This is a genomic window from Amedibacterium intestinale, from assembly GCF_010537335.1.
GTDB classification, from domain to species: Bacteria; Bacillota_I; Bacilli_A; order Erysipelotrichales; family Erysipelotrichaceae; genus Amedibacterium; species Amedibacterium intestinale.
Window position 1 is genome coordinate 1,602,413 of sequence record NZ_AP019711.1, and the last position, 16,711, is coordinate 1,619,123.

General features: G+C 33.8%; 14 protein-coding genes and 1 pseudogene. 2 read left to right on the plus strand and 13 right to left on the minus strand.

What is annotated here, in order from left to right; translation table 11 throughout:
* The 13 genes and pseudogenes from A9CBEGH2_RS08185 to A9CBEGH2_RS12620 form a co-directional block, all read right to left on the minus strand.
* Positions 1–1,245: an MFS transporter gene (locus tag A9CBEGH2_RS08185; RefSeq protein WP_163104573.1), complete on the minus strand. Its 1,245-nt coding sequence runs from the start codon at positions 1,243–1,245 to the stop codon at positions 1–3.
* A gap of 368 nt (positions 1,246–1,613) precedes the next feature.
* Positions 1,614–3,107 (minus strand): IS1182 family transposase, encoded by a 1,494-nt coding sequence (locus tag A9CBEGH2_RS08190; RefSeq protein WP_115716370.1) that lies wholly within the window; start codon positions 3,105–3,107, stop codon positions 1,614–1,616.
* 272 nt (positions 3,108–3,379) lie between these two features.
* The gene (locus A9CBEGH2_RS08195) at positions 3,380–6,625 is read right to left on the minus strand and encodes an FtsX-like permease family protein (RefSeq protein WP_232057265.1); all 3,246 of its coding nucleotides are present in this window, start codon (positions 6,623–6,625) and stop codon (positions 3,380–3,382) included.
* Positions 6,625–7,329, minus strand: coding sequence for an ABC transporter ATP-binding protein (locus A9CBEGH2_RS08200; protein ID WP_118362047.1), 705 nt, complete (start codon positions 7,327–7,329; stop codon positions 6,625–6,627). The genes A9CBEGH2_RS08195 and A9CBEGH2_RS08200 overlap by 1 nt, the downstream gene beginning before the upstream one ends.
* A 138-nt stretch (positions 7,330–7,467) precedes the next feature.
* Positions 7,468–8,781: an ABC transporter substrate-binding protein gene (locus A9CBEGH2_RS08205; RefSeq protein WP_163104577.1), complete on the minus strand. Its 1,314-nt coding sequence runs from the start codon at positions 8,779–8,781 to the stop codon at positions 7,468–7,470.
* Positions 8,778–9,446: a response regulator transcription factor gene (locus tag A9CBEGH2_RS08210; RefSeq protein ID WP_118277411.1), complete on the minus strand. Its 669-nt coding sequence runs from the start codon at positions 9,444–9,446 to the stop codon at positions 8,778–8,780. Before A9CBEGH2_RS08210 ends, A9CBEGH2_RS08205 begins: the two co-directional genes overlap by 4 nt.
* Complete coding sequence (locus A9CBEGH2_RS08215; protein WP_199594516.1) at positions 9,446–10,753, minus strand: sensor histidine kinase; 1,308 nt, start codon at positions 10,751–10,753, stop codon at positions 9,446–9,448. The genes A9CBEGH2_RS08210 and A9CBEGH2_RS08215 overlap by 1 nt, the downstream gene beginning before the upstream one ends.
* A 2-nt stretch (positions 10,754–10,755) precedes the next feature.
* Positions 10,756–11,733, minus strand: coding sequence for a sugar ABC transporter substrate-binding protein (locus tag A9CBEGH2_RS08220; protein WP_118277409.1), 978 nt, complete (start codon positions 11,731–11,733; stop codon positions 10,756–10,758).
* Positions 11,734–11,803: 70 nt separating this feature from the next.
* Positions 11,804–12,253 (minus strand): DUF6568 family protein, encoded by a 450-nt coding sequence (locus tag A9CBEGH2_RS08225; protein ID WP_115716603.1) that lies wholly within the window; start codon positions 12,251–12,253, stop codon positions 11,804–11,806.
* Between the two features lie 98 nt (positions 12,254–12,351).
* Positions 12,352–12,525, minus strand: a complete 174-nt coding sequence (locus A9CBEGH2_RS08230; protein ID WP_158572256.1) for a hypothetical protein — start codon at positions 12,523–12,525, stop codon at positions 12,352–12,354.
* 97 nt (positions 12,526–12,622) lie between these two features.
* Positions 12,623–13,999, minus strand: coding sequence for an aminopeptidase (locus tag A9CBEGH2_RS08235; protein WP_118277407.1), 1,377 nt, complete (start codon positions 13,997–13,999; stop codon positions 12,623–12,625).
* Between the two features lie 52 nt (positions 14,000–14,051).
* On the minus strand, positions 14,052–14,840 hold the full coding sequence (gene murI, locus A9CBEGH2_RS08240) for a glutamate racemase (RefSeq protein ID WP_118277406.1): 789 nt from the start codon (positions 14,838–14,840) through the stop codon (positions 14,052–14,054).
* 95 nt (positions 14,841–14,935) lie between these two features.
* Positions 14,936–15,514: pseudogene (locus tag A9CBEGH2_RS12620) on the minus strand (putative immunity protein).
* A gap of 158 nt (positions 15,515–15,672) precedes the next feature.
* Here A9CBEGH2_RS12620 and nrdI point away from each other — a divergent pair.
* Both nrdI and A9CBEGH2_RS08260 read left to right on the plus strand, forming a co-directional pair.
* Entirely contained in the window at positions 15,673–16,026 is a 354-nt protein-coding gene (gene nrdI / locus A9CBEGH2_RS08255) for a class Ib ribonucleoside-diphosphate reductase assembly flavoprotein NrdI (protein WP_118277403.1), read from the plus strand.
* 1 nt (position 16,027) lies between these two features.
* Positions 16,028–16,591, plus strand: a complete 564-nt coding sequence (locus A9CBEGH2_RS08260) for a DUF3793 family protein (RefSeq protein WP_163052099.1) — start codon at positions 16,028–16,030, stop codon at positions 16,589–16,591.
* Positions 16,592–16,711: the final 120 nt, after the last annotated feature.

Consider the following 16,711-nt stretch of genomic DNA (forward strand, 5'->3'; position numbering starts at 1 on the left):
CTAAATTTCATCCATTTTTTTTATACGAAACATGTAGATAAACAGAAGAATAAATATTATTCCAAACACAAAGAAGATAGGAAGAATATCTGTTATCTTGCTGATAGCACCTACTACAAATGATACCACAGGCATAAATGCACATGCAACAGCGCTAAAAATAGCACTCGCCCTTGCAAGATATTCCTTTTCTACATGCATCATAAAACTGCTGGACGCAAGTACGTTTCCACAACCGGCCGTAATTCCAAGAAGAAAACTGCTACCTAGCAACCCTATCCAAATCCACATCCTATTTTCCACATAAGGTAAAGCTGCAAGTATGATATTATAACCACCTAAAATAACTCCGATGGATAAAAGCATCCATTTATTGGAGATTTTCTCATGAAGATATGGATAAAGGAAGGCACCGATAATTCCTCCACAGGAAATACTAACAGATAATCCAGATAAAAGTATTGCAGATCCATTTAAAGCACCTTGTACATAGGCAGCTTCAAAACTGTTTAAAGGAACCAATCCAACATTTAACAGTGATGCCGTTATCGCAATAATCAATACAACTCGTTTTCTCATCATATAGTGCAGACCTTCCTTCATCTGTATCATTGTGGATTTTATATGCTGCTTAATGGGTACATTATCTGCAACATTGCTTTCTGTAAGATGAATTCGAGAAATCATAAGTGCACAGATAAGAAACGCTAAAAGATCACAAAACAAAGTTCCTTTTACACCAACACCTGCGATGATAACCCCTGCCAAACCAGTTCCAATCAGTTCACATGTTCTGGAAGTTGACTGGTTTAAAGATACACCCTGCTCATACATGTCTTGTGGCAATGTATCCGCAAGAAAACATGTTCCAGCTGGCATACGAAATGCTTCAAATAAATTATTAAGAAAGGTAACAAACAACAAGAATACTGGATTCAACATATCACACATATATAAAAACAATACAAACGTTGTTAAGACAAATCTGGCACTGTCACATAATACAATAATTTTCTTTTTCGATATGCGTTCAATCATTGCACCAGCAAATGGCTGCAGTATAATCGTAGGAAGCATATTTACCCCAAAGACGATTGCTGTATAAAGTGTAGATTTTGTTAAACCATACATCATCCAGCTAAAACCAATCATATCAATGGAATCCCCCAGTCTTCCAATCATTCCCGCTATCAAATTCCATCGATATGCTTTTAACTTCCATACATCACGATACCCTATTTTCATTCTATCACCTCATTTTATGTTTATAAAACATCTTGTTTTATAATTATATTATATAGATATTTCATAAATATACAACAATAAATTTTATTTTTATCTAATATATTATTTGATAAAAATAAAATAAGTACAAATACGAATACAATTACTCTACATTTTATCCCGTAAAATAGATACATCTTTCCCCTGTATAGTGATATAATCCCTTCGTTGCCAATCTCCAACCAGCAGGAAGGAGGTGATTTCCTGTGGAGATACTATTTTCTTTTTTTCCTCTGTCGCAGCAGGCATTGTTACATACTTTATCTGCAAATTTCTAGACAGAAAATAAAGGCAACAATAATAAAAAAGGAGTGTCGCTAGCACTCCTTTCAGATTGTTGACAAAGTGGTACTTATAAACAAGTATCGCTTTTCTTTTTTCTTAAAATAATTTAAAATTGTGCTTTTTATTAGATTTTGTACAGTTTTAGAGAGGTTTTTCCACCTCCATCTGGACATTCTTTTTAGATTATAACACGCAAAAATCATCAGCGACTGATGCTGATTTTTTTGTAGCCCTCTTACTCTGGTATATCTCAACGTGTGATGTTCTTTACAGTCTGCGAACACCCTCTCTATGCTTTCTTTACGCCTTGGATAGATTTCTTTCCATTCCGGTGTATGTCTTATCTCATCCATTACCTCCTCCCGGTATTCCTCCCATACATGACGTGTCACTACTTTCTGAAAGTTCTTTGATGATGTACATCTTCCTCTTAAAGGACAGTTCTCACAATCCTTTGGATTTGATTTGTATTCTTTATATCCAAGCTTGTTTGTCGTGCTGTATGACAGCACCTTATTATTTGGACACAGATAACAGTCATATCCTTCATCATATACATACTCGTACTTCTTATAATATCCTTTCTTTGTCATTGGTCTTTTATAAGGCGCATACATTTTTTGCCCATTTTCTAATATCGTCTTACATATTGCTGGTGTTATATATCCTGCATCCAGACATACATTTTTTATTTGATCCATATATTTATCGTTTAATACTTTATACGCTGAAAAGAAAGATACGCTGTCATGTACGTTTCCCGCAACACATACGCTTGCCAGTACAAATCCATTTCTATCGCAAAATGTTTGATGTGAATAAGCAAAACATTTTTCTTTTTCACCTTTATGGAAACAGCCACTCTCCGAATCTGTTTTACTGATTTTGATATGCTTTGTTTGTATGTCCCTTTTCAGTTTTCCCGTTTCTTCATCAAAATTTAATTCTTCTTTTTCGTTTTTTTTAATTGGTTTCTTCCCATGTTCTTCACGATCCCTGTTTATCTCATCCAGCAGATCGTTTTCATATATCTTCTTCATAATTTCAACTTCTTCATCTGTATACTTGTTTTTATTCGCATTTGCCTTTTGATGTGTGGAGTCTCCATATACAGTTTCCATATCTACAAAGCCATAAGAGATTGCCTGTTTCAATATCTGATCAAATATTTTTTCAAACACTTCACTGTCACCGTATCTTCGGATATAGTTTTGACTCCAGGTAGAATAATTTGGCACCCTTTCATCCATGGAGATTCCCAGAAACCAGCGATACGCAAGGTTTACCTGTATTTCTCTGCAGGTCTTTCTCATTGAACCTATTCCGAAAATAATATTGATGAAGATCATTTTAAAAAGAACCACAGGATCTATGCTTGGTCTTCCAACATCACTGTAAAGATTTTCTACAAGAGGGTAGATAAAATTCCAGTCGATACAGCTTTCCAGCATTCTGATATCATGATCCTGCGGTACTAATTCTTCTATTGTATTTAATATAATACTATCGTTTTTGTTATTTCTTCTTGTCATTGCCATATAAAATCTCCTCCGTAAGCCATTATAATTATATCATCTTCGCACAATAAAAGGCAGAAAGAGCAACAATTTTTTGGCTTACGAAGTCATCTTTCTGCCGTGTTTATATTATCATATTTAAAAATGGTTGTCGACTACTTTGTCAACAACCTGAAAGGAGTGTCGCTAGCACTCCTTTTTTATTTCCTGTGGCCTATTTTCTTTTTTGCCTATTCATATTATATGCTAAAAAATATGATTTTACAAGAAATTGGCGGATTTATTTAAAACTTTTATTCCACAGATTTTAGTGATTCTACCATTGCGACATTCTTTAATTTACGATACATAACAAGGTTTACAATACATGCAAATAACATCGTAATAAAGAAAGATACGACAAAGGAAATACCATCAATGTTTCTTCCAAACATGACATTTTCCATTTCCGCAAGTCCCATGATTAGATGATGTAATCCAATACCAAGTAAAAGACCTGCCAAAGCACCAATGATCGTCAAAATAATGTTTTCACGATAAACATAGGCACTAACCTCTTTATCATAAAAGCCTAATACTTTTATCGTCGCAATTTCTCGAATACGTTCTGATATATTGACATTCGTTAAATTATACAATACAACAAATGCCAGTAATCCAGCCGCAATCACAAGAACCACAACAACAAACCCTAAAGAATCAAGTGTATCTTGGAAAGTTTCTGCCATTCCCGAATAAATGGAAACACTACTAACATGATCTTTCCCCATCCATTCCTGTGCCAATTCATTTTCCACTTTTTCATCATTGCTTGCTAATTTTGTATACACAGCATTATTGCTTTGTCTCTCTTTAAATACTTCTTTATAATAAATAGGAGACATGTAGATATAATGTCCTACATAGTTTTCCACAATATCATTAATTTTGACATCATATGAGATACCATCTGCATCTTTTAAAGAAATCACATCCCCTTTTTTTACTCCAAGATTCATTGCCAGTTTTTCACTGATCAATGCCCCATCATCGTCTAATGGTAAAAGTTCTTTACTCCCACGATGACGAAGACTTGTGAAATCTGAAAATTCTGCTATATCCCCAGGAGAAACAACAGTGACTGCACTATCCTCTCCACTATCAGAAGTTATCGTTACCGGTTTTTGTGTGACACCTAAGACTTCTTTAAAACGCGTATCTTCTTTCATACTGTCAATAACATCTTCTTTTTCCAGTATCGTTGCACCATCATCTAAAGTAATAACCGCATCGTATTGAAAGATTTCCTCATACTGTTTGGAAACAATATCAGAAATACTGTCTTGTATACCAAACCCTGCTACCAGCAAAGCACTGCATCCTGCAATACCAATGACAGTCATAAAGAAACGTTTCTTATAACGGAAAATATTTCGGGCAGTTACCTTTTGGGTAAAGCTGAAGGAAGACCATAAAAATGGAATTCTTTCCAAAAAAATCTTCTTTCCTTCTTTTGGTGCTTTTGGCCGCATTAACTGGGAAGGTACTTCCATGAGTTCTTTGTAAACTGCCGCAAAAGCTGCCAGTATTGTTACCCCAATAACAAGCGCACTGGCACCAAACATCAATGTTGGCTGTAATACAAAGGATAATGGGGGAAGATTGTACATTAAATTCCATGCGTTGAAAATAACCAGCGGGAAGATATACATACCTAAAGAACATCCTAAAATAGAACCAGCCACACCTGCAACAAACGCATACACAATATATTTTAGTGCGATTGCTCCTTGACTGTAGCCAAGGGCTTTCATCGTACCAATATTTCCACGCTGTTCATCTACCATACGTGTCATGGTTGTTAAACATACAAGTGCTGCGACAAGAAAGAAGAATAATGGGAATACTTTCGCAATACCATCCATGCGATCTGCTACACTTCCATAATCCATATACGCATACTGTTTATGACGATCCAGTACATACCATTGTGGTTCTGGAAGATTGGATAACTGTGCTTTTGCCTTATCCAGTTTCTGTTTTGCAAGTTCTAACTGTGCTTCTCCCAAGGTTTTTTGACGCAGCAATTCTTTCTGCCCTTCTTGAAGTTTTTGTTTTCCTTCTTTTATCTGTGCTTCCCCAGATGCACTCTGTTCTTTCGCCAAAGCTTCTTTGTCTTTTAATTCCTGCTTGGCATCTGCTAACATGGTCGTTAATTCCTTGCTGTAGTTATCCACATCATCCAGCTGTTTTTGAATTTCCTGCAAAGTTCCTCTCACGGTTGAAATTGAGTCTTCCAATGTTTTTTCCAATTCCTTTGTTGTTTGAATTGTTTCATCACAAACAGCAATTTGCATCTGATACAGTTTCTTTTCTTCTTCACTGCTCGCTGCATCCAGTTTTGCCTGCAACTCTATTTTTCGATTTTCATTATACGAAATAATATCCTCATATACTTTCTTTTGCGCATACAGTTCATCTAATCGTGCATTTGCTGCATCTACTTTGCTTTGAATCTGTACACTTAATTCTTTTTGTTTTGCCTGTACCTGTGTCAATGCACTTTCCAGCATCGCAATCTGTGATTTCGCATTGGCAACTTCCTGCTGTGCGTAAAGCTTGGAAGAATTTAAGGTTGCCTCTGAAACCAAAAGTGTATCTTTGGAAGCATCCAGTTTCGCCTGTGCTTTTGTCATTTCTTCCTCAAAAGTTTTCTTTGACTGCTCGTATTCCTTTTCCCCTTTTTCATATTCTTTTTTTGCAGTATCCTGTATTTCTTTTGTACGAAGTTCTACACGATCATTTCCTAAAGTCTGTAATCGATTTTTTACATTATCCGTTACATCAAAATAGGCATCTTCATAAGAATTATACTTGTCTGCACCACTTACGGTTACTCCAACTTCTGTATAATAATCCATTGTAAATTCATCATCCAGTACAACGATAAAATAATCAATGGTTCCACTACCTATGGTCGTACTTCCTTTTTCATCTGATAAATATACAGGAGAATATACCGTTCCTACAATTTTATACGTATCTGTTTTCAAAGAATCTTTGATATCTTCTTTATTTCCACTGGAAAGCGTAATTGTATCTCCGATATGAAAATCTCCTTCTGTTAACGTCGATTTTTCTACAACACATTCTCCGCTTTTTTCAGGAAATCTTCCTTCCACAAGACGAAGTTTATTCACATCATCTATACTTCCCTGTTTATCTTTAGAAGGCATCCCCATCACTTTCAACGTGTATTGACGGGCATCCTTATTTGTCACGACATCTTTTGTATAAGTAGGATGCACACCTTCGACACCCTCCACTTTACGAATTTCTTCTACATCTTCTTTTGTGAAACCTACGCTAGATACCAGCTGAATATCCTGTGCCTGATAATCATCAAAATATTTATCTGCGGTATATTTCATATCAGGAACGCTTCCTTTTACCCCTGCGAAAAAAGCAACTCCAATCGCAACGATCATCATAATCGAAAAAAAGCGTCCTTTCGATTTTCGTATCTCACGCAATATGTCTTTCCATAATGCAGATTTCATCAATATTCAATCCTTTCCACAGGCATAGGATTTTCATTAATTTCAATACTTTCGATTCTTCCATTTTTTACATGAATAACTTTATCTCCCATTGGCGCAAGTGCCAGATTATGCGTGATCACAATGACCGTTACTTTCTGTTTTCGACAAGTATCCTGCAGCAGTTTTAATACCTGTTTCCCTGTATTATAATCCAAAGCACCGGTTGGCTCATCACATAACAATAACTTAGGATTTTTTGCTAAAGCACGTGCAATGGCAACACGCTGCTGTTCTCCCCCAGACAACTGTGCAGGGAAATTTCTGCTTCTCTCCCTTAAACCAACGGCTTCAATTGTTTGATCAATATCCAGTGGTTCCTTACAAATCTGTGTTGCAAGTTCCACATTTTCTCTTACTGTTAAGTTTTGTACCAGATTATAAAACTGAAAGACAAATCCAATATCGTATCGACGATATGTTGTCAGCTGACGGGAAGTATATCCACTGATTTCTTTTCCATCTACAAAAATATTTCCACTTGTTAGTGAATCCATACCGCCAAGTATATTCAAAATCGTACTTTTCCCAGCACCGCTTGCTCCGGCAATCACAACAAATTCACCCTTATCAATAGAAAAATCCACACCTGCCAGTGCTTCAATTTCTACCTCTCCCATTTTATATACTTTTTTTACATTTCGAAATTCAATATAGGCACTCATATTACACACCTTCATTCTTTCTTTTATTATACTAAAAACCGATATGTTTTTGTTCTTTTCTCCTATAAAAACATAAAATAATTTTTATTACACAAAATCTTCTGATTTTTTAATTTTACATTGTATATGATATAAGCGCTAATTCGTTCCTCGTAGATATACTTCTATTTTTGTCTGTAAAGTATCTACTCCTATTTTAATATCCTCTTTATTTGATACTAAAGTTTCCATATCTCTATCTGCAATTGTCATTACAGATTCATATTCTTTTGATTTCTTTATAGGAATTGCTTCTTCCATGATATTCGTAAAAAATGTAATATATGGTTCTTTACCTACTAATCCATCTTCTTTTAAATAATCAGAGGCTTTTTCTGAGTTTAAGACTTCTTTTATAACAGGAACTCCTTGCGAATATTCTAGCAGTTTTTCCTGTGTATCTTTATTATAACTTAGCAGTTTCATAAATTCCCATGCCAATGCTTTATGGCTAGATGCACTACTCATTCCTATCATTAAAGTATCTAAAGAAGATGTATTTTTTCCTTGTGGACCTGCAGGCATAGGGATGCATTCCCATTCAAAATCCGAATATTTTTTTATTTTCCATGGATATGGCTTATACGTACGATATTCACTAAAACGCATTGGTCGAAAAGCTACTTTTCCATTATCAAAATCATTTTCAACTATTCTTTCTCCAAGACTCAGCATTTCCAGTTTCCTTGTAAATTCTACCGCTTCATACACTTTATTATTGGCAAGTGTTGTATTTTTTCCTTCTTTATCAAAGATCGTCCCTCCATTAGAATACACTGCCTGCTGCCAGGAAAAATCATAAACCCCAAACTGATCTAATTCCCCATCTTTGTTTGTATCTTTTGTTACTTTCTCACAAATATCATAAAACTCATCCCATGTCCAATTCTTTGATGGGATTTTAATATGTTCTTTTTCTAATAATGTTTTATTCACATACATAAGTGTAGGAACACTCTCATAAGGAAGTGCATAAAAGTCATTCTCCTGTTTACAAGTTTCTAAAGCAGGTGAAAAATAATCTTTGATATGAAATGTTTCATCTCTTCTTATATAAGCATTAAGATTTTCTAAAACTCCTACATTCGCAAAAGTCGCAAAATCTTCACTTCGAACCATAAATACATCAGGAAGATTCGATTTTAAAGCCTGCTGACTCATCCACTCTGCATACTCTTCTTTCTGCAATCCACTGACATACTTAACGTTAACATTTGGGTGTTTTTTTTCAAATTCCTGAATCGTTTCATCAATAATACGATAACTATCTGCACTTGGCACATCCCAGTTACTTCCTGAAAACATCCCCAGTGTTAAAGTAATCGTTCTTGTATGGTAATAAAACGCACCAAGCAAGCAGACAGCAATTCCTAAAATAACACTTGCGAATATGAACTTATGTTTTCTTTTCATTCATGCTCATCCTTTTCTTTATGCAAATACCAGATTGCCAATTGTGTACGATCTCGTAAGTTTAATTTTTCCAAAATAACACTTAAATAGTTGCGAATCGTTCCCTCTGTAAACTTTAATTCAAAGGCTATTTCCTTATTAGAAAGCCCTTGTGCGACCTTGCAGATAATTTGCCACTCTGTATTGCTCATAGTAGGCACATCTGTATCTGAGATAAAAGTTTCTTTCAATCCCTGATGATTTGCCATTTTCGAAAAAAACTGTGTTACTTTTCCTGCAACATTTGGATTAAAAATAGCACCGCCTTCCACAACTGTATGAATCGCACTACTTAATTCTTCTAAAGCAACTCCCTTTAACAAATAGCCGCTTGCACCATATTTTAACGCATCAAAAATATAATCGTCATCATCAAAAGTCGTTAAAATAATAATTTTAATTTCTGGATAAACTTCTTTTATAAACTTTGTACACTGCACACCATCCATATCCGGCATACGTATATCCATAAGAATTACATCCGGAGCTTCATCTCTTACTTTTTCAATAACATCTTTACCACTAACAGCAGTAGAGATAATATTAAATTCTTTTTGTGTACTTAAAATAATTTTTAAACTTTCACGAATCAATTCCTGATCATCTGCTATCATAATTTTAATCATTATAAAACTCCTTCTCGAATTGGGATTTCCGCAATAATTACAAATCCATTAGAACCATAAAAACGAATATTTCCCTGTAACAGAGAAACCCTTTCCTGCATATGATGCAATCCAAAATCCGGCTTGATATTTTCACATCCAATACCATCATCCTCAATTATTAATATCAATATGTTTCTTTCCTTCGCAATCGAAATATATATTTCTTTTGCTTTTCCATGACGAACTGCATTTGTCATTCCTTCCTGTATGATTCGATAAATAACTTCTTCCTCATCATTATCAAATACAAGTTTTGGCAAATGACATACAAAATGAATAGATACATCTGTTACTTCATGAAACTCTTGAATCATTTTATCCAATGCTTCCTTCAATGTATAATGTTCCAATGCATCCGGTCTTAGCTTATCTACAGAACGTCGAACATCCTTTAATCCTCTTCTTGCTGTTTCACTTAATAAACGCAATTGTTTTTTCGTTGCTTCAAGATCTATATCACTTGTCACTACACAGGCATCTAACCCAACAGATAAGCCTGTTAATGTGTGACCAAGGGTATCATGAATTTCCCTTGCCAGACGATTCCTCTCTCTTGTTTCCCCCATTTTTTCACGTATATCTGCATATTCTTTCAATTGCTCATTCAAGTTCTTTAACTCATTATTCATTTCAATAAAATGTTTGTTTTCCTTCAATTTATCTTGTACTACAAAAATCATATGTACGATAAAGACAATGATATTCAAAGAAGAAAGCGTAGTTAATGCACTTGATAAGGCTGCACGCATAGAAGCATCATAGACAGAAATATATTCCATGAAAGATAGCATGGAAACATAACGACTCATCACCTCATAATTGCAAATCAAATACAATACAATCATGCAAAGCATATAAATCATTCGATTTACATTAGAAGTCAGATATAATAAAATATCTGCCATCACAAATAATAAAATCGCATTGGTACTAAAGGATAATTCCTCCATAATTATCATACATAAGATAATTTCCGCAGCAAACCAAACACCAAGACGAACGGAGGTAATTTCCTGTTTTCTTCTTATCCACATCATCACAAGTAAGAAAAGAAAAGCTAGAATAGATATAAGCAATACGGAATAAGGATTTTTAGGTAAATGAGAAATTCTGCTTAGAAAAATATAGGCACTATCCATATCACATACAGTTTGTATTGTGATTGCCATTACACTTCCAATAAAAATAATAATGATAAAATTAATGAAGCTCATGAATAAAAATGTGAAATGAAGCTTATCTGTATTAGTAATTTTTGAAAACATAGTTATTCCCATCCTTCCAGAGAATGCTCATGAATATTTTCTTTCGTTATAAGTGTAACTTCTATTTTTTCGCTTTTCGCATACCCTTTTTTATTTAAAATACGATATAAGATTTCTGCAGTTTCTTTTCCCATTGTTTTTGGTGATTGAACAACTGTCCCTTCAATAAATCCATCTTTTATTAAATCTTTCACTTCTGGTGAACCATCAACTCCATATACAAGAACATCTTTTAAACGATTTTGTTCCTGCATAGCTGCTACTGCCCCTAAAATACTTGGATCGTTTAAACCCATGACAACATCAAAAGGAACATTCTTATTTAGGAATTGTTTCATTTTTGGCATAGCGACTTCCAGTTGTCCATTGCATTCTATATTTTCAACAATTCGATAATTAGGATTATCTTTTATTGTATCTACAAACCCCTGTATTCGCTGAAGTGCAGAATATGCTTTACTATGACGAAGAAGTACTATATCTGCATGACTTTTTTTCTTCATCATATCTTTTGCACATTCAACTCCTGCCTGATAATTATCTGAAGTAATACTAAAAGATACGTAATCATTCTCAGGTATATCTGTATCGACTACAAGAATCGGTATACCTGCTTCACTTGCTTTTTTTAAAGAGGAGGTCAAACCATTAAAATCAACTGCTGTTAAAACAATTGCATCTACATCCTGCTCAATAAGATATTCCAATTGCTGCACCTGTCTTTCCAGGCTTAGCTGTGGATCTAAAGAAATTAAAATATCTCCATTCGCATTTACAACACTGCGAATTTCATTGTCTATAATTTGATAAAAAGGATTGTTTAATGTCATATACGTTGCCCCTATTTTTTTAGGTTCTTTATTTCGATATATAAAGTTTTCTTTACTTTCTCTATTAATAACGGTAATGACAGACATTAACAACGTTAAAACCAAGATTCCTGCCAATGTAATATTTATAATCTTTTTTAATTTTGACATGACAATCACACCTTTTTTACACAAGTAATATTATAACATTGATTGTAAAAAAAAGAACAGCTTATAAAAGCTATTCCTTTTTATCCAATTCATTCTTTTGAACCCAGCTATCAAATTTTTCTTCTGTGATTCCATCTTCTCCACTGACAAGCTTACTTGCAATTTCTCCATCCTTAACATAATAAAGTGTTGGAGTTCCTGTCATATCCGTAAATGTTTTTTGAGAAATATCTACTGCTTCCTCACTGCTGTAATCTGGATCCATATCCAGGATCAAATCATTTAAAATTACATGGTGATCTTCTAAATAAGTATCTAACATTGCCATCAAATCTTTACAATGTCCACACCAGCTTTGCGTAAAAACGATAGCAAAAGTCTCTTTATTTTCTAACTTTTTCTGCATCTCATTTACCGTTATCTTCTTTACTTCACCAGCACTTGTATCTCTTTCATAAGATGAGCATCCACCTAATATTAACATCAGCATACAGCTAAATATACATATAAATTTTTTCATGAACATCCTCCTATTCGATATTCTTTATAAAGTATAACAATATCAAAGTAAAATGTAAAATGGAAAGTTTTTGAAAAACTCAAAAGAAAAGAAGAATATTATTTGTGATACCACCCATAATATTCCTCATCTTTTTCTTTTGATATTTCAAACCCGCTATCTTTTGGTTCATACAAATAAAAGACTTCCTTTTCAAATAATTCCTGAAAATCTTCTATTGTAAGTACGTATGCTGCATTTTTGCTTTGTACCTGTATTTTTTCTTTTTTCATACAGTAGAGAACCTTGTTTCCCTTTTGAAAGGAAACAAGAATCTCCTGCTGTTTTAGATATTCCAACGCCAGAGAAAAAGATTGTATCTTTTCCATATTAAGCGTGTTTTAAGAATGCAACATATCCTTTTGTTGCCTCAAAAATATCTGCTTTCGATGCAATTTCCCAAGGTGCATGCATGTTATGTAATGCAATACCACAGTCAATCACCTGCATATCATACTGTGCAAGAATATAGGCAATGGTTCCTCCACCACCCTGATCAACTTTTCCAAGTTCTGCAGTCTGGTATACTACATGTTCTTCATCCATAATTCTTCTAAGTTCTGCAATATATTCCGCATTGGCATCGTTACATCCGCCTTTTCCACGAGAACCAGTATATTTATTAAATACAACTCCTTTTCCCATGAATGCTGTATTTTTCATTTCATTGACAGATGCATAGTTTGGATCATAAGCTGCACTCACATCGCTGCTTAACATTTTTGAATTTTTCAAAGCACGACGTACTTTTAATTCAGAATATTCCTGCATACGATCCATCACTTCTGCCACTGTATTTTCAAAGAATAAAGACTGCATACCAGTAGCACCGATGCTTCCAACTTCTTCTTTATCAACTAATAAGCAAACACTTGTTTTTTCTGTTTCTTCCATTTCCAGTAAAGCAACTAAAGATGTATATGCACAAATACGATCATCATGACCATATCCCATGACCATACTTCTATCTAAACCATAATCTCTTGCTTTTCCTGCAGGAACAACTTCAATTTCCGCAGAAACAAAATCATCTTCTTCTACATCATATTTTTCTTTTAAAATACGTAAGATATTTTTCTTAACTGCATCTTTTTCTTCTCCTTCTACAGGAATACTTCCAACAGTAACGTTTAAATCTTCTCCTTCAATTACTACATTTGCTTTTTTAGAAAGCTGATCTGCAGACAAGTGAACTAATAAATCAGAAATACCTACAACAGGATCATTATCATCTTCACCAATGTTTACATTTACTACAGTTCCATCTTTTTTCGCAAATACACCATGCAGTGCCAATGGAAGAGTTACCCACTGATATTTTTTAATACCTCCATAGTAATGCGTATCTAGTAATGCCAGTTCATTATCTTCATATAATGGATTTTGTTTAATATCCAAACGAGGACTGTCTACATGCGCCCCTAAAATATTCATTCCATTTTCTAATGGCTGTTTCCCAATTAAGAAAAACGCAACTGTTTTCCCCATATTGTTAGCATATACTTTATCACCAGCTTTTAAAGTTTCTCCATTCGCGATAACTTCTTCTAAATCACGATATCCTTTTGCTTTTGCCATTGCAATGCTTTCAATGACGCATTCTCTTTCTGTTTTACAATCAGAAATAAATTTCTTATAGCCTTCACTTAATTCAAATACTTTTTTCATAGTTTCGCTATCATACGTTTTCCATGCATTTTCTCTCATGTTTCTTTTCCTCCATTTCGTATTTATGTATTATAAAGTGTTTTTCAACATCTTATAATCCCAATGTACTTTCCAGCAGTTTTTGAGAAAGTGTCTTATAGTAAGGATCTTTTGAAGAATTAAAAATCTGTATGCTGCCTTGTTTCGTATCATCACAAAGTTCATTTTTTTCAGCTAGAAGCTCTTTTACATGACGAATCGTTCCCGCATTGCCATCTACGATTTGTATTCGATCTCCACATAGTTTTCGAATTGTTTCTTTAAAGAAAATAAAATGGGTACAGCCAAGTACGATACTGTCAATCTCATCCATATCATAATGTGAAAAATACTCACGAAGTGTGTTTTCCACTTTATCCTGCTGATCAAGTTCATCATGTTCCACCAGTTCTACCAGCTCAGGGCAGGGCTGACGATAAATCACATGCTGCTTACTGTAACGCGATAACAGATTTTCAAACTTCTTTTCTTTTAATGTAAAGCGTGTTGCCATTACTAATACATTCTGGTTTTCTTTTCCATCCACTGCTACTTTGACAGCAGGTTCCATCCCTATAATAGGAAGATTAGGATACTCTTCTCTAAGTTCTTTAACACAAGCGCTTGTTGCCGTATTACATGCAATGACAATAGCCTTTACTCCCTGATGAATAAAAAAAGCACAGATTTCTTCACATCGCTTTGTTATTTCTTCTCTGGTTTTTTCCCCATAAGGAGCAAAAGAAGAATCTCCATAATACAGATAATGTTCATGCGGCATAAATCTTTTTAAATCTCTTAAAACACTAATACCACCTAAACCAGAATCAAAAACTCCAATTGCTTTTTCTTTTGCGTTCACAAGATCCTCCTCCTTGTTTCACACGTATGTATTATACCCTTTTTCAAAACTTCTTTCATCATTTTTACACAAGAAAACAAACTTTTTTCATTTAATTACTTATGTTTTCTTACATATAGACACATTTCTTTATTTTCACGTGTATCATCCAATAAAAATGATGCCCATTCTTTATAGTTTTCAATATCTTTTTCACATCTTTTTAATTCTTGATGATAATACTGTATTCTATCTTCTAATCTTTTCTTATCTATTCCATACATTCGTACAAATGCGCTAAGTTCATACATCACAAAACCAATCGCATGTGTTTCGACATGAACACTGGCATATCCCTGCCCAAGTGCATGACAATATGCTTCTAAAACAGGATCATTTGTTTCTTTCGCAATTGCATGTACCTCTAACAATGCTTTTTTAGCTGATTACATTTTACATTTTCCCTGTGCCCATTTCCAACACAGCTCTCTTGCGGTTTCTACTCTTGTATCTTCTTTGTCTCTATTTTTCACATAGCTTTCCGCATCCTTGCATATACGAAAAATCCACAAAACCAAAGTCCTATGTTTTTGAAGACGAATTTCTTTCAACAACTCTTGTAGACATGCACTTTCTCTTGTAAATAATATTTTATTTTTCTTTTTTAATTTTACCTCTACATCTTTAAACTCCATAAAACACCTCTTGCATATTATAACAGTTCTTTCTTCATGCTTTTCTAAAAAATCATGTTATTTTATTATTTTTGAAATACTCTATTGATTTATATGTTAGTCTATGCTAACATATAGGTACAAAAGTTAGATTAAACTAACTGAAAGGAGATATGATTATGAAAATTGCATACGCATCTAGAACTGGAAACGTTGAATCTATAGTTCAGTCCCTTGGAATTTCTTCCGTATTTATTGAAAATGGAAATGAAACAATGGATACAGACTATGTTTTATTTACCTATACGGATGGATATGGTGATGTTCCAGCTGAAGTGGAGACATTTTTGATATCGAATTCTTCACACCTTAAAGGAGTCATTGTTTCCGGAGATCAAAGTTATGGTGAAGCTTACTGCCTTGCTGGTGATAAAATTGCTGAAACATATGATGTTCCATGTCTATACAAAGTAGAAAATAGTGGAACTGACAGTGATGTAATTGCCATTAAAGAAATTCTTGAGAAATTATAAAATGTCTAAAGATGAGATGGAATTTGAGACATTACTTGCAATGTATTGTGCACCAATGTTAATGTGCAAAAAAATTGCAAATATGTTTCATATTCGAAGCAAACAATTTAACAATTTAAATGAGTTAATAAAGAAATTTAAATGTAAACTCAATAATTTTGGAATTGAACTTTGCTTATTTCAAAGTGAAAACAAAATCATAACTGTTTTTGTGTATAGAAAAAAAGCATTATTGTTACACCTTAAAAATTCTGCTATTCATTCTTTTTTAACACAACTTGGATATCCATCTGATGGTAATTTAAATCGTTCATTACATTATTTAAATAAGCGATTGGATGAGCAGAAGGAATACCCGCATGAAATCGGTGTATTTTTAGGTTATCCCTTAGAAGATATAGAAGGATTTATAGAAAACCGTCCATGTAATCTTACTGGGTACTGGAAAGTTTATGGCAATCCCGAAAAAGCAAAACAGTTATTTAATCAATATGATTTATGTCGTGATAAATTATTAAATGGCATTTACAACGGTAAAAGAATTGAAAATTTGATAGTATACTAAGCAAAGAACTTATTTAGTTATATTCCTTACAAATCCTTTTAATTCATTCCTCATAAACTTAATCATTTGCTTAGCTATATTTTTTGTATAAAGCCTAAAGAGGCGTTTCAGTCTGTTGAT